At 71.4% G+C, this 19,704-nt stretch carries 20 protein-coding genes; 5 read left to right on the forward strand and 15 right to left on the reverse strand.

Annotated elements, in window-relative coordinates; genetic code table 11:
- Positions 1–33 precede the first annotated feature (33 nt).
- The 4 genes from OG885_RS42005 to OG885_RS42020 all read left to right on the forward strand — a co-directional run bounded on the left by OG885_RS42005 (position 34) and on the right by OG885_RS42020 (position 3,931).
- Positions 34–1,983, forward strand: a complete 1,950-nt coding sequence (locus OG885_RS42005) for an SMI1/KNR4 family protein (RefSeq protein ID WP_405741727.1) — start codon at positions 34–36, stop codon at positions 1,981–1,983.
- Between the two features lie 161 nt (positions 1,984–2,144).
- Positions 2,145–2,690 carry a SigE family RNA polymerase sigma factor gene (locus OG885_RS42010; RefSeq protein ID WP_405741730.1) on the forward strand — a complete coding sequence of 182 codons (546 nt, stop codon included), beginning with the start codon at positions 2,145–2,147 and terminating at the stop codon, positions 2,688–2,690.
- Between the two features lie 4 nt (positions 2,691–2,694).
- On the forward strand, positions 2,695–3,435 hold the full coding sequence (locus OG885_RS42015; protein ID WP_405741732.1) for a hypothetical protein: 741 nt from the start codon (positions 2,695–2,697) through the stop codon (positions 3,433–3,435).
- Positions 3,436–3,496: 61 nt separating this feature from the next.
- The gene (locus OG885_RS42020) at positions 3,497–3,931 is read left to right on the forward strand and encodes an OsmC family protein (RefSeq protein ID WP_405741735.1); all 435 of its coding nucleotides are present in this window, start codon (positions 3,497–3,499) and stop codon (positions 3,929–3,931) included.
- Positions 3,932–4,002: 71 nt separating this feature from the next.
- On the opposite strand, the gene OG885_RS42025 is transcribed toward OG885_RS42020, so the two are convergent.
- The 10 genes from OG885_RS42025 to OG885_RS42070 all read right to left on the reverse strand — a co-directional run bounded on the left by OG885_RS42025 (position 4,003) and on the right by OG885_RS42070 (position 15,443).
- Complete coding sequence (locus OG885_RS42025; protein ID WP_405741738.1) at positions 4,003–4,392, reverse strand: VOC family protein; 390 nt, start codon at positions 4,390–4,392, stop codon at positions 4,003–4,005.
- Between the two features lie 97 nt (positions 4,393–4,489).
- Positions 4,490–6,295, reverse strand: coding sequence for an RICIN domain-containing protein (locus OG885_RS42030; RefSeq protein WP_405741741.1), 1,806 nt, complete (start codon positions 6,293–6,295; stop codon positions 4,490–4,492).
- 31 nt (positions 6,296–6,326) lie between these two features.
- Positions 6,327–8,453 carry a beta-galactosidase gene (locus OG885_RS42035; RefSeq protein ID WP_405741743.1) on the reverse strand — a complete coding sequence of 709 codons (2,127 nt, stop codon included), beginning with the start codon at positions 8,451–8,453 and terminating at the stop codon, positions 6,327–6,329.
- 30 nt (positions 8,454–8,483) lie between these two features.
- Positions 8,484–9,413, reverse strand: a complete 930-nt coding sequence (locus OG885_RS42040; protein WP_405741746.1) for a carbohydrate ABC transporter permease — start codon at positions 9,411–9,413, stop codon at positions 8,484–8,486.
- Positions 9,410–10,288: a carbohydrate ABC transporter permease gene (locus tag OG885_RS42045; RefSeq protein ID WP_405741749.1), complete on the reverse strand. Its 879-nt coding sequence runs from the start codon at positions 10,286–10,288 to the stop codon at positions 9,410–9,412. Before OG885_RS42045 ends, OG885_RS42040 begins: the two co-directional genes overlap by 4 nt.
- Position 10,289: 1 nt before the next feature.
- Positions 10,290–11,681 (reverse strand): ABC transporter substrate-binding protein, encoded by a 1,392-nt coding sequence (locus tag OG885_RS42050; RefSeq protein ID WP_405741752.1) that lies wholly within the window; start codon positions 11,679–11,681, stop codon positions 10,290–10,292.
- Between the two features lie 328 nt (positions 11,682–12,009).
- A complete protein-coding gene (locus tag OG885_RS42055; RefSeq protein ID WP_405741755.1) occupies positions 12,010–13,077 on the reverse strand; it encodes a LacI family DNA-binding transcriptional regulator in 1,068 nt (355 codons plus the stop codon).
- A gap of 190 nt (positions 13,078–13,267) precedes the next feature.
- Complete coding sequence (locus tag OG885_RS42060; protein ID WP_405741757.1) at positions 13,268–13,774, reverse strand: DinB family protein; 507 nt, start codon at positions 13,772–13,774, stop codon at positions 13,268–13,270.
- On the reverse strand, positions 13,771–14,415 hold the full coding sequence (locus OG885_RS42065; RefSeq protein WP_405741760.1) for a dihydrofolate reductase family protein: 645 nt from the start codon (positions 14,413–14,415) through the stop codon (positions 13,771–13,773). Before OG885_RS42065 ends, OG885_RS42060 begins: the two co-directional genes overlap by 4 nt.
- Positions 14,416–14,510: 95 nt before the next feature.
- Positions 14,511–15,443, reverse strand: coding sequence for a LysR substrate-binding domain-containing protein (locus OG885_RS42070; protein ID WP_405741763.1), 933 nt, complete (start codon positions 15,441–15,443; stop codon positions 14,511–14,513).
- A 159-nt stretch (positions 15,444–15,602) separates the two neighbouring features.
- Here OG885_RS42070 and OG885_RS42075 point away from each other — a divergent pair, with 159 nt between their 5' ends.
- Positions 15,603–17,306 (forward strand): NAD-dependent malic enzyme, encoded by a 1,704-nt coding sequence (locus tag OG885_RS42075; protein ID WP_405741767.1) that lies wholly within the window; start codon positions 15,603–15,605, stop codon positions 17,304–17,306.
- A 39-nt stretch (positions 17,307–17,345) separates the two neighbouring features.
- Here the strand turns inward: OG885_RS42075 and OG885_RS42080 are convergent, their stop codons facing one another.
- From OG885_RS42080 to OG885_RS42100, 5 genes are all read right to left on the reverse strand, one after another.
- A complete protein-coding gene (locus OG885_RS42080) occupies positions 17,346–18,086 on the reverse strand; it encodes a metallophosphoesterase (RefSeq protein WP_405741769.1) in 741 nt (246 codons plus the stop codon).
- Complete coding sequence (locus OG885_RS42085; RefSeq protein ID WP_405741772.1) at positions 18,083–18,340, reverse strand: BON domain-containing protein; 258 nt, start codon at positions 18,338–18,340, stop codon at positions 18,083–18,085. The genes OG885_RS42080 and OG885_RS42085 overlap by 4 nt, the downstream gene beginning before the upstream one ends.
- On the reverse strand, positions 18,337–19,059 hold the full coding sequence (locus tag OG885_RS42090; RefSeq protein WP_405741775.1) for a nucleotidyltransferase family protein: 723 nt from the start codon (positions 19,057–19,059) through the stop codon (positions 18,337–18,339). The genes OG885_RS42085 and OG885_RS42090 overlap by 4 nt, the downstream gene beginning before the upstream one ends.
- A 63-nt stretch (positions 19,060–19,122) precedes the next feature.
- Entirely contained in the window at positions 19,123–19,350 is a 228-nt protein-coding gene (locus tag OG885_RS42095) for a DUF6480 family protein (protein ID WP_405741778.1), read from the reverse strand.
- Positions 19,351–19,353: 3 nt separating this feature from the next.
- Positions 19,354–19,554, reverse strand: a complete 201-nt coding sequence (locus OG885_RS42100; protein WP_405741781.1) for a hypothetical protein — start codon at positions 19,552–19,554, stop codon at positions 19,354–19,356.
- Between the last annotated feature and the right edge of the window lie 150 nt (positions 19,555–19,704).

Raw genomic sequence — 19,704 nt, forward strand, 5'->3', positions numbered from 1 at the left:
CCTTTGTCAGTGGCGGCTGGCAGCATCGGCGTCATGGCAGACATGATCGAGGACTGGGGGCCGTTCCTCGCACGGTGGAGCCAGGAGTGGGCGGACGCACAGCAGTTGGCGCTCCCGCCCGGCGAGCGGAACACGGCCGACGACGAACCCGTGCGCGCGCGATGGCTGGGGTTCCCGGGCGCGTCCGAGGAGCGCATCCGCGAGCTGGAGGAGCGCCTCGGGCACCGACTGCCGCCCTCCTACCGTGAGTTCCTGGCGGTGACCGACGGATGGCGGCACGCGGGCGGGTTCGTCTGGCTGCTCGCCGGGACCGGTCAGGTGCGCCGGCACCAGGACGCGGCGGGCCTGTCCGAGTACTTCCCCGGAGAGGTGGACCACCCCACACCGGAGGACGAGATGCTCGCCGGGATGTGGGGGCGGGCCCTGCAACTCGACGTGGAGTCGGACGCCGTGTACCTCCTGCTGGACCCGGGGGACGTGGACGACGACGGCGAGTGGGCCGTGTACACGTACGCGTCGTGGCGGGCGAGCCCACCCGAACGGTACGCCTCGTTCCGGCTGTTCATGCAGGACATGTACCGGGAGTTCCACCGCCTGCAGATGGACCGCTCGCGGCGGGCCGGGACGGAGTTCGCCAACGCCACCACGCGGGCGCTGGACGCGTCGGTCGAGTCGGCCCGCCTGGACGCCCTGTCCGGCCGGTACGAGGAGGCCGCGGCGGCGCTTTCGGAGGCGGTCGCGTACGGCAGACCCCGGGCGGCGGGGCTGCGCGACCAGATCCGTCGGCTCCTGGGGGAGACCTATCTGGTGTCCTTCCACGAACTGGTGGCCGACCCGCGGTACGCGCTGGAGGCCGTGCCGGTGCTGGCCGCCGAGGACGTCCGGATGAACCGCGAGGACAGGACACTGGCGCAACGCCTGGGGGACGCCACCGAACCGGAGCGCGCCGCGGTCGAGGAGGCCGTGCGCCAGGTGTGGGCCGGGACGTACCGCTACACGCCCGAGGGCCCCTTCGGCGCCGCGGTGGACCAGGCGCGGGAGCACGCCCGCTGGGGCCGGACGGACGAGGCCTGGCACACGCTGCGCGCCGCACTGCCCCGGTGGCGGCCCCTCGGCCCGGAGCACCTCGCCCCCTTCGGCCTGTACGCCGACCCGTTGCTCGGCCCCCTGATCACACCGGAACGGGGCCGGGAGCTACTGGCCACACCGAGAGCCGGTCACAGCGGCAGCGCCCCCGCCCCCACCCCCGACCTGGACCCGCCCGGCCTCGCGTGGCTGGCGGACTCACAGCCCGGCAATGTCCTGACGTCGTACCGCTTCCTCCTCGTCGAGGGCGTGGAACCGGCCGAACTCCCGGGCCGGATCGGCGCCGAAGGCACCACCGCCCTGGACGAGCCGGCGATGGTGTGGGAGTCGCGGACGCGGCCGCGCGGCGGCCACGGCGGCGAGCCGTGGGCCGACGAACCGCAGGTCTCCGTCGGCCACGCGGGCGAGGGGTGGAGCTTCGCCCTCCAGGCCCACCCGGGTGCCTCCTTGGACGAGCGGTGGTTCGTCTCCCCGGGCATCGCGGCCTCCCGCAGCATCGCCGCGTCCCAGGGCACGGCCGCCTCTCCGGGCACCCGGGTGGTGACGGTGTGGAGCGAACCCTTCGACGGACAGCGCCCCGGCGTCTTCCACGTGTCGGTCGCCGAGAACGGCGAGGAGTCGTACGCCTTCACCGTTCGACCGACCACGACCAGCAGACGAGGCCCCGTGCCGAGCGGCCTGGACCCGGATCTGCTCTTCCGACCGGACGCACCGCGCGACGGACGCCAGGGCGAGCGGCACGCCCTCGACGCCGTCGCGGCCGAATTCGGCGTCCGGCTCCCGCGGTTCGCCCTCACCCAGGGACGACTGCACACCGTCCGCACCCGCTCCTGGCGTCGACCACCGGGGCCGGGCGAGGGATACGTGACCATCGGCGTGGTGGGGCGACGACCCTAGCGGTCGCCCCTGGGCCGCGAGCACGCATCCGGATCCGTGGCGCAGGCAACCTGAGGTCTCCGCGCGGGGTGTTACTGGGAGAAGCTCACGCGCGCCTGACCTGCGCGCGGCAGCGGAAGGAATCGGGGGAACTCAGGGTGCGCGCGATCACCAGCCCATGTATGGGAGGGCGCTACGAAGGCGAGCCACCGCAGGACGATCTTCGGGACTTCGAGACGTACGCCGCCGTCCGGTGGCCACGGCTGGTACGCACCGCGTATCTGCTGACCAACGGCGACCATCACGAGGCGGAGGACCTCGTCCAGGTGACGCTGGCGAAGGTTTATCTGCGCTGGCATCACATACAGACCCTGGACGCGCCCGACCAGTACGTGCGACGGGCGCTCATCAACAACAACACGACCCGGCAGCGCAAACGACGGGTCGTACAGCTTCTGACCCCTCACCTGCCCGAGCAGCGCGGCCCGTCCGGGTGCGAGAACTACGAGACGCGCTCGGAGCTGTTCGACGCGCTCGCCACGCTGCCGCCCCGCCAGCGGGCCATCGTCGTGCTCCGCTACTGGGAATGCCAGAGCGAACAGCAGACGGCGGACCTCCTCGGCTGCTCCGTCGGCACCGTGAAGAGCCAGGCCAGCCGGGCGCTGAAGAAGCTGCGCTCCAGCGCGGCCCTGTCCGAGTACGCCGCCACCATGACCCACGGGGAGTAGGGGAGTGTCCGACATGCAGGCCGACCTCTCGCCACAGCCGCCGGGGCCCGAGCTGTGGCGGGCGCTGGACGAGGCCGCGCGGGGCTGCGCCCCCACGCCGTTCCCGAGGGACCGCGTCGTACGCCGGGCCGCGACCATCAGACGGCGTCGCAGGCTGGTGACCGTCGCTCTGGCCGCGCTGCTGCTGACCCCCGCGGCCGGCGAACTGGCCCTCGACCAGGAGTCCACCTCCTCCCACGCGGTCACCGGAACCGACAGGCAGCAGTCCCCGCGGCCCTCCGCCTCACCCGGGACGGCCGACGTCCGGTCCCCGGTACGGGTCGTCCGGCCCGGAGAGCGGATCGATGTCGGACTCGGCGTCTGGTACCTGCTGAAGCCGCGGGAGTTCTGCCCGAAGCACCCGATCGACAGGAAACCGAGCTGCGTGGGCCCGCTGGACCGGCAGCAGCCGGGCGACATACCCATGACCCTCAACTGGTACCCCTTCCCCAAGGGAGTGGTGACCGTCCTCGCCTACACAGGGAAGACGCCTGCCGCCCGCATCACGATGACGGACCACGGCCGCACCACCGTGCTCCCCGTCGTGCGGCTGTCCGGAGACCCCGCCTATGTGAGTTCCTACGCCATCAGCTCTCCCGTCGAAGGGAGCTACGAGAACAGCCCCGAGGGCTCGAGGTCGTTGAACCTCCCTGTCTTCCGCGCGTACGGCGCCGACGGCGAGGAACTGGCGGAAATCGGGGGATGAGCGGCCACGGACGTGTGCGCGGCTGCCAGGACATCCGGGCCGTGCCCTTAATGTCGACGGCATGACCGACAACCCCGTGCGTACCGTCACCGTCGAACGAATCAGTACCGGCCACTTCACCGCGACCAACACCCGCGGCGGCACCGTCAGCTTCGGTACCGGTGCCGACGGCGACACCGAATTCACCCCCGTCGAGCTGCTGCTGGCGGCACTCGGCGGCTGTACGGCCGTGGACGTGGACATCGCGACCAGCCGCCACGCGGAGCCCGCCGGGTTCTCCGTGACGGTCGTCGGCAACAAGGTCGGCGACGACCTCGGCAACCGGCTGACCGACCTCACGGTCACCTTCCAGGTCACGTTCCCGGACGGCGAGGGCGCCGACCGGGCGCGGGCGATTCTTCCCCGGGCGGTCAAGACCTCCCACGACCGGCTCTGCACGGTCAGCCGCACGGTGGAGATCGGCACGCCCGTGACGGCGACGGTCGAGGACGCCTGACCCGGACCTGAGGCGTCCGGATGCCGAAGGGCCGCACCCCGAGTACGGGGTGCGGCCCTCGACGCGTGCGGTTACTCGCCCCAGCCGCCGTAGGGAACGGTGATGAGTTCCATGGCGTGGCCCGACGGGTCCATGAAGTACACGCCGCGGCCACCGTCGTGATGGTTGATGGTTCCGGGCTGCTGCCGCATGGGGTCGGCGTAGTGCTCGATGCCGCGCTCGCGGATCTTCGCGTACGCCGCGTCGAACTCCTCCTCGGAGATCAGGAACGCGTAGTGCTGGGAGGTGATCTTCTCCGCGGGGATCGTGGCGAAGTCCAGCGTGACGCCGTTGCTCAGGGCGATCGCGATGAACGGGCCCCACTCGGTGGTGATCTCAAGGCCCAGCAGGGCGGCGAAGAACTCGGCCGACTCCCGGTTGTCCCGGGCGTGCACGATGGTGTGGTTCAACTGAACTGACAAGGAATGCCTCCGAAGGCATCTCCTGACACCTCCATGCCTCACCCAGCCGGTGACCGACACGCGATGTCGGCGTAGATCGTAGCCGATGCGGGAGGGGCTATTCGATGAGTTCCCAGTCCTGTGAACCGTCCGAAGCGGCGCTCTGCAGGGTGAGCGGGGCGCCGGCGGAGGCGCCGGTCAGATACAGGCTGTGGTTCTTGACCGACTGGAGTTGGTAGAAACCGTCGGCGGTCCTGACGAGGTTCCAGCTGCCGGTGGAGCTGTTGTCGACCCACTGGCCGATCCGCTGTCCGGCCGTGGCGTTGCCGGTCCAGATCGCCGCCGCGCGGCCTCCCGACTTGTTCAGCAGACTGACGCCGCCGTTCGGCTCGGTCACCACGTGCCAGAACTGGGTGTCCGGGTTGCCGGCGGACCCGGCGTCCTCCAGCCGGACGTCGGGCACGTCCCCGTTCCCGAGGTTGGCGTCGTTGGTCTTGTCACCGGTGCCGATCACCTGGTCGGTCCTGCGGTTCACCAACTGGAAGTAGGCGCCCGCGGAGTGGCCGAGGTCGACTTCCGCGAAGGCGATGGTCGACGTGCCCTGGTTGTTGAGGATCGCGACCCGGCCCGTGCCGTCCACGTACTGGAGGTCGCGGCTGTAGCCCGCCTGAGACGTGGTCTGGTACTCCTTCCAGACGCCGTCGCCGCGACCGCCGTCGTTGACCCAGACGCTGCCGCTGCCGGCCGCGTTGTAGACCAGCCGCCCGCCGGGCAGCCGGATCAGGACCGGGCTGCCGCCGGTGGCGAGCGGGCGGCTGCCGGGGGAGACCGGCAGCGAGGTGACGGCGTCGCCCGTGGGGGACCCGGTGAAGAACTTCAACGGGTCGGCGGCGAGCCGGTACCGGGTGTTGGCGCCACCGCCCCAGTACTCGTACGTCAGCAGCCACTTGCCGTCCGTCGTCCGCACGACGTTCGCCATCCCCGGCCGTCCGCCGCCGATCTCCGTCTTGCCGCCGCCCATGTCCTGGGTGAGCCCGGCGATGTCGACGACGGGGCTGCTCCACTGGGCGCTGCGGCCGTCCCAGATCTTGTGGGCGAGGATCTGCCCGTGCGAGTCGGGGGCGGTGTCATTGGCGGGGTCCAGGGTGGGGACGCCGGTGACCGGGTCGAAGCCGGTGTAGTCGTTCTCGTCGGAGTAGTAGCAGACCAACTTGCCCTTGTGGACCATCAGATACGGCTCCCAGACCGGGTCCACCTGCCTGGTCGTGTTCGCCGCCGCGACGTTCTGCCCGATCGCGCCCGCGCTGCCGCCCTGCCAGCCGCCCGTGGCGATGACGTTCACGACGTTCCAGCTCGCGCCGCTGTCCGTGCTGGAGTACAGGGCGATCGCCAGGTCGCTGCGGTCGCCGTCGTTGGACGGCGTCCAGTTCGGGTCGGCGGCCTTGTGCTCCTTGTAGTAGGCGTCGTCGCCGGACACGACACTCGCCAGCAGCAGCGTCCCCTGCTTGAGGTTCCCGACGTCCTGCGGGAGGACGTAGAGGTAGGGGTTCGTCCAATTGCTCGTGTACTTGGCGTACTTGGGGTCGCTGGACAGGTACGCCGGTGCCTTCACGTCGGACAGCGGCTGCCAGGACGTGCCGTGGTCGTCGCTCTTGTAGACGGGCAGGGTCTGCCGGTCGGCGGAGCCGGTCGCCGGGACGACCGTCGACTTCTCGAACGAGGCGACGAGGCGTCCGCCCGGCAGTTGCGCCGACTTCGGGTAGACGGCGCAGTTGCCCCGCCCCTTCAGACACGGCTCGCTGCCGAGTTGGTAGAGGATGCCGCCCGTCGGGTTGTACGCGTGGGCACTGGCCATCGGCATCGCCAGCAGCGCCGACGCGGCCAGGACGGTGCCGAGTGCCTGGGCCGGTCTTCTTCCGTGCATGTCTCTCCTCCTTGAGGGCCGTGCGGTGGGTTCAGACGACCAGGACGCGTACGTCCCACGGGCCGAGGTCCAGCGCGGTCCCGGCGGGGACGGCGGCGCCGGTCAGCACATCGGTGAGGTCCGACGGGGCGTGCACGGCGACCGGTTGCCAGCTCCAGTTGTGGACGACGTGGATACGTCGGCCGTCGGTGGCCGTGGCGGTCGTCGCGGTGACGGAGTCGGGGAGGTCACGCCACGCTCCGGGCGCCGCCGGTGCCAGCCAGGCGGCCAGTTCCCGGGCGAAGGCGCGACCGGGGGCGGTGCCGACACAGGTGATCCGGCCCGCGCCGTGGCGCCGGGTGGTGGCAGCCGGCCAGCGGCCGAAGTGCGGGTGGTCGTAGGCGGCGAGGACGTCGGCGTCGGCGACGGTGAGACCGTCCGCCCAGCGGGTCGCCGCGGCGTCGGCGGACAGGCGCAGCGGGCTGTCGGGTGCGGGGCGCACCGGGATGTCCTGGGTGAGGTTGCTGAACTCGTCGTAGGACACGCCCGCGGCCTCGGCGAGCCGTCCCGGGGCGCGTTCGGCGCGGGCGCGGGCCTCGTGGTCCGCGTAGCCGGTGCGGGGACCGAGGACGAGGTGGCCGCCAGCGCGGGCGTAGGCGGCGAGCCAGTCGAGGGTGGAGTCGGCGGCCAGATACAGGGCCGGGACGACCAGGACGGGATGGCGAAGTACCGCGTCCTCGGGGCTCAGGCCCTCCCTTTCGCCTTCCGGGTCGTGGAGTTGGCGTGCGTGGACGATGCGCACCTGGCGCCCGGCCTCGAACGCGCCGCGGTAGAACGGGTCGAAGAAGCGGTGGTAGGCCGCCGGGTCCGGGCTGCCGTCCGGCTGGGCCAGCGGCGGGTACTTCTGCATCAGCCACTTGCTCGGGGTCGAGTAGACCATCGTGATGTCCGCGTCCGGCTCAAGACCGGCGACGAGCGGCCCGGCGGTCTCGAACTCCGCGCCCAGCCGGGCCAGTTCGGCGTACGTCCGGCCGGGCTGTCCGGTGTGCGGGAGGATGCCGCCCCAGTAGGTCTCGGCGCCGAAGTGCAGCGTGTGCCAGTGCCAGTACTCGATCATGCGGGCGCCGCGGGCGACCAGCGCCCAAGCCGCCTGACGCCACTGCCCGTCGTAGCCGGGGCGGTTGTCCCACGGGAAGCCGATGGAGCCGGCGTTGGTCTCGGTGACCAGGAACGGCTCCTGGCGGGAGGAGAACATCCAGTCGGCGGTCTGGTACAGCGCCCACACGCCGGTGGTCTTCCAGATCTGCTCGTGCGAGTCGGGCGTGGGATCGGGCAGGCGCAGGCCGTCCTGCATGTCGTAGTACGGGTTGCCGGAGGCGATGTCGAGGCGGTCGGTGAGCTCGTCGTCCGCCACACCGGGGCGGGTGTAGGAGATGCAGGTGGTCACGAACTGCTCGGGGGCGGCGTACTCACGGACGATGTCGGCCTGCCAGCCGATGAACTCCGTGACCTGCGCGGCCTGGAACTCCCGCCAGGCGACGTCGTACTGGGGCTGCTGGTTGCCGTCCGGCGTCCAGAGGTCGGCCCAGGTGGACAGACGGTGCGACCAGTAGACCAGGCCCCATTCGCGGTTGAGGGTCTCGACGTCGCCGTACTTGTCGCGCAGATGGTCGACGAAACGCTGGAAGACGCCGTGGTTGTGGAAGAGGTGCAGGCCGGGCTCGTTGTCGACCTGGAAGCCGATGACGGCCGGGTGGTCGGCGTACCGGGCGACGATCTTCCGGATGACCCGCTCGGCGTGGAACCGGAACGCCGGGTGGGTGAAGTCGGCCTCCTGACGGCCGCCCCAGCCGATCCGCTCGCCGGTGCCTCCCTCGCCGGTGATCTCCGGGTACTGGCGGGCCAGCCACGGCGGCACCGCGTAGGTCGGGGTGCCGAGGACGACGGAGATGCCGCGCTCGTGGGCGCCGTCCAACACCGGTCGCAGCCAGTCGAGTGCGAAGCGGCCGTTCTGCGGCTCCCAGGTCGACCACACCGACTCGCCGACCCGGATCACGGTGATATGGGCGTCGGCCATCAGGTCCAGGTCGGTCTTGAGGCGTTCGGCGGGGTGGGGGTGGGGCTGGTACTCGTGGTAGTACGCGGCGCCGAACAGGACGCGGGCAGGCAGAGCCGCCATGAAGGAGACCTCCGAAGGATGGTTGAGGGGTTACTGCTTGATGCCGCCGGCGGCCAGACCGCTCTGCCAGTAGCGCTGGAGCATCAGGAAGGCCACGACGAGCGGCACGATGGAGAGCAGCGAGCCCGTCACGACGAGCGCGAGCATGTCGCTGCTGGCCCCGGCCCCACCGTTCTGGGCCTGCGCGGCCCAGGAGGCCAGCCCGACCGTGATCGGGTACAGGTTGGGGTCGTTGAGCATGATCAGCGGCAGGAAGTAGTTGTTCCAGGTCGCCACGAGCGTGAACAGCAGCACCGTGACCAGGCCGGGGCCAAGGAGGCGCAGGGCGATCCGGAAGAAGATGCGGGCCTCGCCCGCGCCGTCGATGCGCGCGGCCTCAAGGAGGCTGTCGGGGACGGCGTCGGCCGCGTAGATACGCATCAGATAGAGGCCGAACGGGTTGACCAGGGACGGCAGGATGATCGCCCACGGGGTGTTGACCAGACCGGCCTTGGCGAAGAGCAGATAGGTCGGGATCGCCAGGGCCGTGGTCGGCACCATGACGGCGCCGAGGACCAGGTTGAAGGCGAGCCGGTCACCACGGAAGCGGAACTTGGCGAACCCGTAGCCGCCCGCCGCCGCGAGGAGTGCGGCCCCGAGGGCGCTGACGACGGCGTACAGGGCCGTGTTGAGCAGCCAGTGCACGAAGACGCCGTCGTCCTGGGTGAACGTCTCCTTGACGTTGGTCAGCAGCTGCGGGGCGTGGGAGAACCACAGGCCGAAGCTGTTGAACAGGTCCTGCGTGCTCTTGGTCGAGGCGATGAGCAGCCAGCACAGGGGGAGCAGGAAGTAGCCGAGCGCGGCCAGCATGGCGATGGTCAGCGGGGTGCTGCGGCGGGAGCGGTGCCGTGTCCTGCGGGGAGTGGGCTCGGCTGCGGTGGCCTTGGGGGCCGTGGTGGCCGGCGGGGTCGTGGTCGTCACGGGGTCCTCCTGCGGTTCGCGGTGAGCAGGACGGCGTAGGAGGCGAACACGATGACGAGACCGAGGAGGAAGGAGACCGTGGCCGCGTAGTTGACCTGCTGGCCGGTGAAGGCGAGGGAGTAGGCGTAGAGGTTGGCGGTGTAGGAGCTGCTGATGACGTCCGGGGCGATCTTCATCAGCAGGTTGGGTTCGTTGAACAGCTGGAAGCTGCCGATGACGGAGAACAGCAGGGTGAGCAGCAGCGCGGGCTTGAGCGCGGGGAGCTTGACGGACCAGGCGATCCGCCAGGCGCCCGCTCCGTCCATCGCGGCCGCCTCGTACAGCTCCTGCGGGATCGTGCGCAGGGCGGCGTACAGGATGATCATGTTGTAGCCGACGAACTCCCAGGTCACGATGTTGGCGAGGCTGCCGAGCATCCAGCCGTCGCTGAGGAAGTCCGGTGCGGGCAGCCCGAGGTCGTGGCTCAGCTGGGCGAACGGGCCGAAGTCCGGCCCGTACAGATAGCCCCACATGAGCGCGGCGACCACGCTGGGCACCGCGTACGGGACGAAGATGCCGAGCCGGATCAGGCGGGCGAGGCGCAGCAGGCCGCTGTCGAGGGCCAGCGCGAACAGCAGCGCCAGCAGCAGCATCAGCGGCACCTGGATGACGAAGAACAGCGCCACCCGGCCCACGCCGTGCAGGAGTTGGGGATCGCCCAGGGCCTGGGTGTAGTTGTCGAGGCCGACGAAGACATTGCCGCCGATGAGCCGGTTCTGGAACAGGCTGAGGTAGGCGGCGTAGCCGAGCGGCGCGAGGAAGAGCAGCAGGAACAGCGTCAGGAACGGGGCGACGAACAGCGGCCCCGCCATCCGGCGGCGGCGAACGGCGGACATCTCAGCCCCCCTTGACGGTGAAGCCCTGGTTCTTGGCGTACGTCGTCAGCCGCGACTGCCAGCTGCCGAGCGCGCGGACGGTGTCGGTGTGGTCGGCGAGCGACTTGCCGACGGTCTCGGTCCAGTCGGTCGCGGCCTGGTCGAGGAACGGGGGCCACTGGAAGGAGGAGTTGACGGTGGAACTGACGTCGGCGAACACCTGGTTGACCTTCTGGCCGCCGTAGAAGGAGGGCGCGTCGCCGACGAACTCGGCGTCCGTGAGCAGGGCCTTGGTGGCAGGGAAGAAGAACTGTTCGGTCGCGAACATCTTCGCGCTGGCGGGGTCGCTGTTGAGGAACTGTGCGAACACGGCCGCGGCGATCGGGTTCTTGGTGGAGCGGATGACCGCGGTGGTGGAGCCGCCCCAGTTGCCGGAGCTCGGCTTGGCGGTGTCCCACTGCGGCAGCGGGGCCGCCCGCCACTTGCCGGCCGTGGCCTTGGCGGAGCCGGACAGGAACACCGGGCCCCAGGCCGCGGTGATCCAGGTGGCGTACTTGCCCTTGTTGAGGGCGGCGTACCAGGAGTCGGTGAAGTCGGGCTCGACGCCGATGACGCCCTCCTTCGCGAGGCCGCCCCAGTAGGCGCCGAGCTTGCGGGAGACGGCGTCGTCGACGCTGATGGTGATGTCGCTCTTGCCGGAGGTCGCGTAGGGCTTGGCGCCCGCCTGCCAGAGCAGACCGTGCCAGGCGGCGACCTGGTTGGCGGCGAGGTTGGTGAGATAGACGTCCGGGTCGGCCTTGTGGAGCTTGCGGGCGGCGGCGGCGAACTCGGCCCAGGTGGTGGGCACTTCGATGCCGTGCTTGTCGAAGATGTCCTTGCGGTACAGCATGCCCATCGGCCCGGTGTCCTGCGGTATCGCCCAGATCTCCCCGTCCGTTCCGCTGACCTGGCCCCAGGTCCAGTCCACGAAGGTCGACTTGAGCGCAGAGGCGCCGTACGGGCGCAGATCCAGCAGGCTGTTGGTGATCGTGAAGGTGGGGATGGCCTGGTACTCGATCTGGACCATGTCCGGAGCGCCGCTGCCGGCCTTGAGGGCCGTGCGCAACTTCGTGTACTGGGGCGTGCCCTGACCGGCGTTGACGACCTTGATCTTGACGGCCGGGTACTTCTTCTCGAACAGCGCGACCTCCTTGGCGATGTTCGGGACCCATGTCCAGAACGTCAGCTCGGTCGGCGTCTTCATCGCCTTGTCGATGTCGGCCTGGGCGACCGGCTTGGCGGCGGCGGAGGAACCGCCGGAATCACCGCCGCCGCACGCGGTCAGGGCGGCGCCGAGCGACAGGGCGCCCGTGGTGCTGAGGAACAGCCGACGGCTCATTGGCGAAGGGGTGGACGCAGAAGCGAAGTTGGGCATGGTGAACTCCCGCCGGAGGCGAAGATGGCGGCACGCCTGGCGAGGGCGTGCGGGCATGGTGAGATGGAGGAAGAGGGCGCACGGGACGGCCGGGGCGCGAAGGCCGGAACGGGGCCGGGCGTGCGTACGGAGTCAGAGGAGGCCGGTGCGTACGTCGCGTACCGCGGAAGTCGCTGTCGCGGCCGGGTGGGGCGGGCCGCGGAAGGTCGGGGAAGACCTGGTGGTGCGGCCCGTCGTGTTCAGGTGCGGCTCGGCCGGCGTGGCCCGGGGCGTGGTCCCGACGGTGCGGTGTGGCGCCCGGGTCGAGGTGCCGGAGGTCAGATGGCGGTCACTGTCCGGTGTCCCGGCCTCCCTTCGCGGGCGGTGCGCTCGACGCCCTGACGACGAGGTCGACCGGCGGGTCCCCGGCCGGCATCGGTGTCGCGTCCGGGTTCTCGATGGCGTGCACCAGACGCTTGAGCCCTTCCTGGGCCACGGCGTCGAAGGGCTGGCGCACCGTGGTCAGGGGCGGGGTGACATAGGCGGCGACGGGGATGTCGTCGAAGCCGACGACGGCGACGTCCTGCGGCACCCGCCGCCCGGCCTCGGTCAGCGCCCGGACGAGACCGATCGCCATGTCGTCGTTGGCGGCGAACACGGCGGTGACCTCCGGGTCCCGGGCCAGCTCCCGGCCCGCCGCGTATCCCGACGCGGCCGACCAGTCGCCCTCGCAGACCTCGGGCACGGTCCGGCCGTGCGCGGTCAGCGCCGCCCGCCACCCCTCCAGGCGGTCGCGGGCGGCGTACCACCGCTGCGGACCGGCGAGGTGATGGACCGTCTTGTGTCCGAGTTCCAGGAGGTGTTCGGTGGCGGCCCGGGCCATCGGTCCGGCGCCGCCGCCCGCGGTGAGCACCAGGGGCGCGGTCACCGGCGAGGGCGCGCCCAGTACGAGGACGGGTACGTCGACGCGAAGGGGGGTCTCTCCCTGGTCGCCGTCCTCCTCGATGGGTTCGGAGATGACGATGCCGTCCACGCCCTGGTCCAGGAGTGAGCCGACCGCGCCGGCGACGCCCGCCGGATCGCCTTCCATCGTGTTGACCACGCGCAGCGCGTACCCCGTGTCCCGTACGGCCCGCTCGACGCCCATGAGGAGCGAGGCGGGGCCGTAGAGGGCCGTGCCCAGGGTGACCACGCCGATGGAACGGGTGCGCCCCGAGGCCAGCGCCCGGGCGGCGTTGTTGCGCCGGTACCCGAGCTGTTCGGCGGCGTCGAGGACGCGTCGGCGCACCTCGGCGGAGACGTACGGCTCGTCGTTGAAGACCCGGGAGACCGTCTTCTGCGAGACCCCGGCGAGCCGGGCCACGTCCACGCCGCTCGGCGCCGCGGAGTTACCGCCGCGCTTCGTCCCTTGCGTCATGGTGTGTCTCCCGTCGACCGGCTGATCGCATCCGACTGTCGGCAGGCATCCTTCCAATGACTGCGCAGTCATGTCTACGCGGACATGTCTACGCAGTCATGCGAGGCGCGTCAAGGGTTCGGAACGGATGAAGTTGCCGGCCGGCCCGCGGGCTCGCCGGGGCCGGCCGGTACGAGGGAGGTGTGTCAGGTCATGTCAGGACCAGCCAGCGGCGCCCGTCGATGAGCTCGCGTGCCGCGTCGAGGTGTCCGGCGTGGCACGCGGTCTCGGCGATGACGTGCAGCAGGACGTCCCGCAGGCTGTGCAGGTGAGGCTCGCCGAACAGGTCGTGGGGCCACCACGCGAGGGGAGTGTCGGCAAGGGTGGACGTGATGACGGCGTCGGCGTTTTCCGCCTCCAGTCGGTAACCGTCGAGTACCTCCAGGGTCGGTAGGTCCGGGGCCACCCTCCACGCCTCGTCGCCGCTCGGCAGGTCCCGGATCACCTGCTCGTCCCCCGCGACGACGGCCCGGAACCAGAAGCGCTCGACGTCCAGGGCGAGGTGCTGGACCAGTCCGAGGCAGTGCCATCCTGACGGCAGCACGGGACGTCGTAGCGCCTCTGCGTCCAACCCGTCGAGAATGCCGAGCACATGGCGGCGCTGGGCGTGCAACACCCTCAGAAGCGTGGTGACTTCGTGGTCGGCGGCCCCGGTCACTTGCGCCAGAACAGGTGGTGGGTCACGCCGCTCGGGCTGGGCACGACCTCCAGGTGGAACCGGTCCCGGAGTTCGTCGGGCGAGTCCCACAGCCGCAGCCCGGACCCGAACTTCACCGGGGCGACCGCCACATGCAGGGTGTCGACGAGGTCGGCGTCGAGGAACTGGCGGACGGTGGTCACCCCGCCGCCGAGCCGGACGTCCTTGCCCTCTGCCGCCTGCCGCGCCTGCTCCAGGACGGTGGCCGGGTCGGCGTTCACGAAGTGGAAGGTGGTGTCGGAGAGGGTGATCGAGGGGCGCGGGTGGTGGGTCATCACGAACACCGGGGTGCGGAAGGGGGGTTCGTCGCCCCACCAGCCCTGCCACTCGTGGTCCTGCCAGGGACCGCGCTGGGGCCCGAACTTGTTGCGGCCCATGATCTCGGCACCGATGTTGTGCGTGAAGTCCCGGGTGAAGTAGTCGTCCAGGCCGCGGCTGCCGCCGGGATCGGTGCGGTTGGGCCAGCTCGCCGTCGCCCCGGCCCAGGAGAACAGCCGCTGGGCGCCGTCGAGACCGAACGGGTTCTCGAGGGTCTGGTCCTCGCCGGCGGCGACGCCGTCGCTGGAGACGTTGAAGTTCTGGACGCGCAATAGCTGGGGCACGGGTTCCTCCGGTGGCCATGACGACGGTGGTGTCGACAACAGTGGTGAGACTCTCCCGGTCCGGAAAACTCATCGCCACCCGAGTCGGCGAGGGCTCACGTCTCCTGCGTGGGTATGTGCTCCTGCTCCTGCCGGGCCACCCCCGCCGCGTGCGCCAGGGCGTGGTCGATGAACCGGCGGGAGTTGGCCGGCAGGGTGCGGGACGTCAGCCAGGCGATGCCGATGTCGCGGGTGGCCTCCACGTCGGTGACCTGGAGATAGGTGGGGGCGCGACGGGAGGGCGGCGGGGCGGCCGAGTGGGGGCGGGGGAGGAGCGAGACGCCCAGGCCCGCCGCGACCAGGCCGCGCAGCGTGGCCACCTCGTCCCCCTCGAAGCCGGCGTGCGGAGTGAACCCGGCCGTCCGGCACAGGGCTTCGGTGACGGCACGCAGGCCCTGCTCATGGCGCAGCATGATGAACGGCTCGTCGGCGACCTCGGACAGCCGGGCCCGGCGGCGCTGGGCCAGCCGATGCCCCGGTGGCACGGCCAGCCACAGCGGCTCGACCAGGAGGCGCCGCCAGGTGACCAGGGCATGGCCGGGGTCCTCGGCGGTGAGGAGCAGGTCGGCCGTGCCGTCCAGGAGGGCCTGGAGCAGGACGGCCTCGCCGCCCTGGCGCAGTTCGAACCGGGCGAGGGGGAACCGCTCCCGGTAGCCGGTGATCAGCGGCGGCAGCAGCCAGGTGCCCAGCGAGTGCAGGAACGCCAGCGGGATCAGGCCGGACTCGGGGGACACGGTCTCCCGCACCGCCCGCAGACCATGGTCGATCCGGTCCAGGGCCGCGTCGACGTGCTCCTTGAAGACCTGGCCCGCCGGCGTCAGCCGCAGGACCCGGCCCACCTGCTGGAACAGCTCGGCCCCCACCTCGCGCTCCAGCCGTCGCAGGGCCCGCGAGAGGGCCGGCTGGGTCAGATGCGCCTGTGCCGCGGCGTGCGTCACGGTCGCGCCCTCGGCCACGGCCCGGAACGACCTCAGTACCTGCACGTCCATGAAAACCATGCTACTGACGCATGAGTTTCCGCGTATCCAGGCATTGGACGCATCGAATCAGGCAAGACGACGATGAGAGCCGGCCGAACCCCACCCCGATGGAAACCGAATTCCACCTCGATGGAAGCCGAACCCCCCCACCCTTTCCTGGAGAACACGATGAGCACCCGGTGGAACCCGCAGACCCGAGGCTTCGAGACATCGGCCCGTGGCCGCGCCGTCCTCGCCGACCCCCGCCTGAACCGCGGTACGGCCTTCAGCGCATCCGAACGACGCGCCCTCGGCCTCGACGGTCTCATCCCGCCCCGGGCGCTGACCCTGGACCAGCAGACCGACCGCGCCTACGGGCAGTACACCGCGCAGCCCAGCGATCTGGCCAAGCACGTGTACCTGACCGCACTGCACGACCGGAACGAGGTCCTGTTCTACCGGCTGGTGAGCGACCACCTCTCCGAGATGCTGCCCATCGTGTACACGCCGACCGTCGGCACCGCCATCGAGCGCTACAGCAACGAGTACCGGCGCCCGCGCGGCATCTACCTCTCGGTCGACGCCCCGGAAGACATCGAACCCGCCCTGCGCGCCTCCGGCCTCACCGCCACGGACGTCGACCTGGTCGTGGCGACGGACGGTGAGGCCATCCTCGGCATCGGCGACTGGGGCGTGGGTGGCATCGACATCTCGGTGGGCAAGCTCGCCGTCTACACGGCCGCCGCCGGCATCGACCCGGCCCGCACCCTCGCCGTCGTCCTCGACGTCGGCACCAACCGCGAGCAACTCCTCGACGACCCGCTCTACCTGGGCAACCGGCACCCCCGGGTGGACACGGCGACGTACGACGCGTTCGTCGACGCCTACGTCGCCACCGCCGGCCGCCTCTTCCCGGACGCGCTGCTGCACTTCGAGGACTTCGGGCCGGCCAACGCCCGCCGCATCCTCGACCGTTACCGCCAGGAGCGGTTCGTCTTCAACGACGACATCCAGGGCACCGGCGCGGTCAACCTCGCCGCCGTCCTGTCCGGCGTCCGGGCCAGCGGACTGCCGCTGCGCGAGCACCGGGTCGTGGTCCTCGGCGCGGGCACGGCCGGCATGGGGGTCGCCGACCAGCTCCGCGACGCCCTGGCCGGGGACGGGCTCACCCGCGACGAGGCCACCCGCCGGTTGTGGGCCGTGGACCGCCACGGGCTCCTCACCGAGGACCAGGACGGCCTGCGCGACTTCCAACTCCCCTACGCCCGCCCCGCCGCCGAGGTCTCCGACTGGCGGCGTGACGACGAACTGGGCGGCATCCCCCTGGAGGAAGTGGTCCGCAGGGTCCGCCCCACCGTCCTCATCGGCACCTCGGGCCAGGGCGGCGCCTTCACCGAGAGCGTCGTGCGGGCCATGGCCGAGCACGCCGACCGCCCGATCATCCTGCCGATGTCCAACCCGACCCGGCTCGCCGAGGCCGTCCCCGCCGAACTGCTGGACTGGACGGACGGCCGCGCCCTGGTCGCCACCGGCAGCCCCTTCGAACCGGTCACCCGGGACGGCGTCACCCACCGCATCGGCCAGGCGAACAACGCGCTGGTCTTCCCCGGCCTGGGCCTGGGCGCCGTCGTCGCCCGCGCCACCCGCGTCACCGACGGCATGCTCGCCGCCGCGGCCCACGCCGTCGCGGCCCAGGTCGACCCGACCGCGCCGGGAGCGCCCATCCTGCCGCTGACCAGCGAACTGCGAGACACCTCCACCGCTGTCGCCGTCGCCGTGGCCCGCGCGGCGGCCGAGGACGGAGTCGCCCGGGTGACCGTCGACGACACGATCGAGGAACGGGTCCGCGAGGCCATGTGGGAGCCCGTGTACCGACCCGTGAACGCGGTCTGACGGGGTCTGACGGCCAGGTCCGGGGCCGGCCGGCTGCTGCTACCGGCCAGCCTCGTCCGCGGTGTGCAGTTGGTACACGTTGAACGCCCGCCGGATGACGGGCTGGGCGACATTGCGGACGCGTACGCCCCCGGCCGTCGTCCCGTGCTCGGTGCCCATGTGGGCGTGGCCGTGGACGGCCAGGTCGGCGCCGCCGGTGTCGATCGCCTCGGCCAGGAGGTAGCTGCCGAGGAACGGGTAGATCTCCAGGGGTTCACCGGCGAGGGTGTCGGCCACGGGGGAGAAGTGGGTGAGCGCGACCCGCGCCTCGCAGCCCCGCTCCCGCAGCTCGTCGAGTGATTCCCGCAGCCCGTCGGCGCAGCGCCGGGAGTAGCGGACGAACTCCTTCATCAAGGGCTCCCCGAACTCGCCCGCGCTGCGGCCCACGAACCCGCCGCCGAACCCCTTGGTCCCGGCGACTCCGACGCGCGTGCCCGCGCAGTCGAAGACCGTCGCCTGCCCCTCGAGAACGGTCACGTCGGCGTCCTGGAGGATCTCGGTGACCTTCTCGGGCTGCTCGTCGTGGTGGTCGTGGTTGCCGAGCACGGCCACGACCGGCACCGCCAGCCCCCGTACCTCCCGAGCCACCACACCGGCCTCCTCCGGTGTGCCGTGACGGGTGAGGTCACCGGCGAGCAGCAGCAGGTCGGCACAGTCGGGCAGCGTGTCGAACGCGGGCCGCAGCAGCCCCTGGCTGTCGGCGCCCATGTGGATGTCGCCCACGGCGGCGACGCGGATCACGGCAGCTCCTCGGCATGATCGGGCGAGGTGTTCTCGGCGACGACGACATCGCTGTGCACGGCGAGGTCGGCCAGTTCCTGGCGGGCGGTGTGCAGCAGGATGTCGCGGCACTGGGCGGAGGGGACCGTGCCGGTGAGCACCACCATCCGGCCCCGCACCTCCACGCGCACGCCCAGTTCACCCAGCTCCCCGGCGGCCAGGCGCTCGCGGAGGTGGGCGACGCGGTACTCGACGTTCTCGGCGGGGTCGGTCATCGGGGCACCTCCTCGCGCTGCTGGGGTGGGATGACGTCCAGCCGTTCCAGGAAGTAGAGGAAGGCGTCGGGCATCGGGGCGCCCGCGCAGGTGCGGCGTACGTCGTCCCAGTCGATCTTCTCGCGCAGGGTGCGGGCGATCGGCAGCACGGCGCCGAAGTCGCAGTGGTGCTCGGAGAAGGCCGCCATCAGGCTGCGGATGAGGTCGGTCGGAGCCAGGACCGGCATGTGCACGGACTCCACGGACAGTTCCTCGGCCCGGGCCAGCAACTCCGCGGTGACCGGCTGGTGGGCCAGCTCGAAGATGAGGTCGACCTGCTGGCCGAGGCAGGTGGCCTTGAGAAGCCAGTCCTCGGGCGGCCTGCGCACCGGCAGTCCGGCCGCGCGCAGCGCCTGCGCCACCGCCTCGGCGTCCTCGGGGCGGATGCAGAAATCGACGTCGTGCTGGAGGTTCTGCACACCGCCGTGCGCGTACACGGCGACACTGCCGGCCAGGGCGAACGGATATCCCGCCTGCTTGAGCAGCGCCCCGGTCCGTTTCGCGGCCCGCAGGATCGCCTGGTTGCGGTCGAGCGGGAGCTGCTCGACGTCGGTGTCGTTCGCGAGGGCGTCGTGCGCGGACGCACGGCCCCGGAGGGCGGTCTGCGGTTCCTCCGGGGCGAGGTGCAGTTCGGCCACGTCGGTGCGTCGGCCGGACGGGTCGTCGCCGTGCTGCGTCATCGCTGCCCCTTCCTGTCCGGGCGAGGGTGTCCCGAGTACCCGCCGCACGGTCCCCGACACGGGCTAGGCGATCAGGGCCACGGCCATCCCGATCAGCCCGACCGCGATCAGGGCCACCAGCAGCAGGATCAGGACGAGGGGCACGGGGCCCCAGGCTTTGCGCAGCTCGGGCGGCTCGGGATGGGAGATCCCGGACATGCTGGACTCGCCGGGCGGCGTCTCACCGGGCGGTACCCCGCCCCCGGGTTCGAGTCCCGTGGTCCGCCGCGGCTCAGGGTCGGGGCTGGTCATGGCTCACGCTCCTGTCGACTCTCCGTCACCGCCCGCGCCGTCCGCGCTGTCTGTGCCGTCTGCATCGGACGCGTCGGGCGCCTCGTCGCGTTCGCCCTCCGCCTGCGAGGGCGTCGTACGCTCCGGGGCCGGACCGTCGGTCCGGTTGCGGGTTTCGGCCTCCTCCCGTTCGCCCTCGGCCTGTGACGGGGTCTGGTCGCTCATCGTGATCACTCCTGATGGGGTGCCGATCGACCGCCCGGGTACCCCGGTCGGCGGCGGGCGACACGAAGGTGCGGGGCGGCCGGTGACACGGGCGGCCGAGGGCGCGGGGCGGCCGGGGGGCACGGGCGGGCCGAGGGTGCGGGGCGGCCG

Source organism: Streptomyces sp. NBC_00028, from assembly GCF_045041065.1.
Classification (GTDB): domain Bacteria; phylum Actinomycetota; class Actinomycetes; order Streptomycetales; family Streptomycetaceae; genus Streptomyces.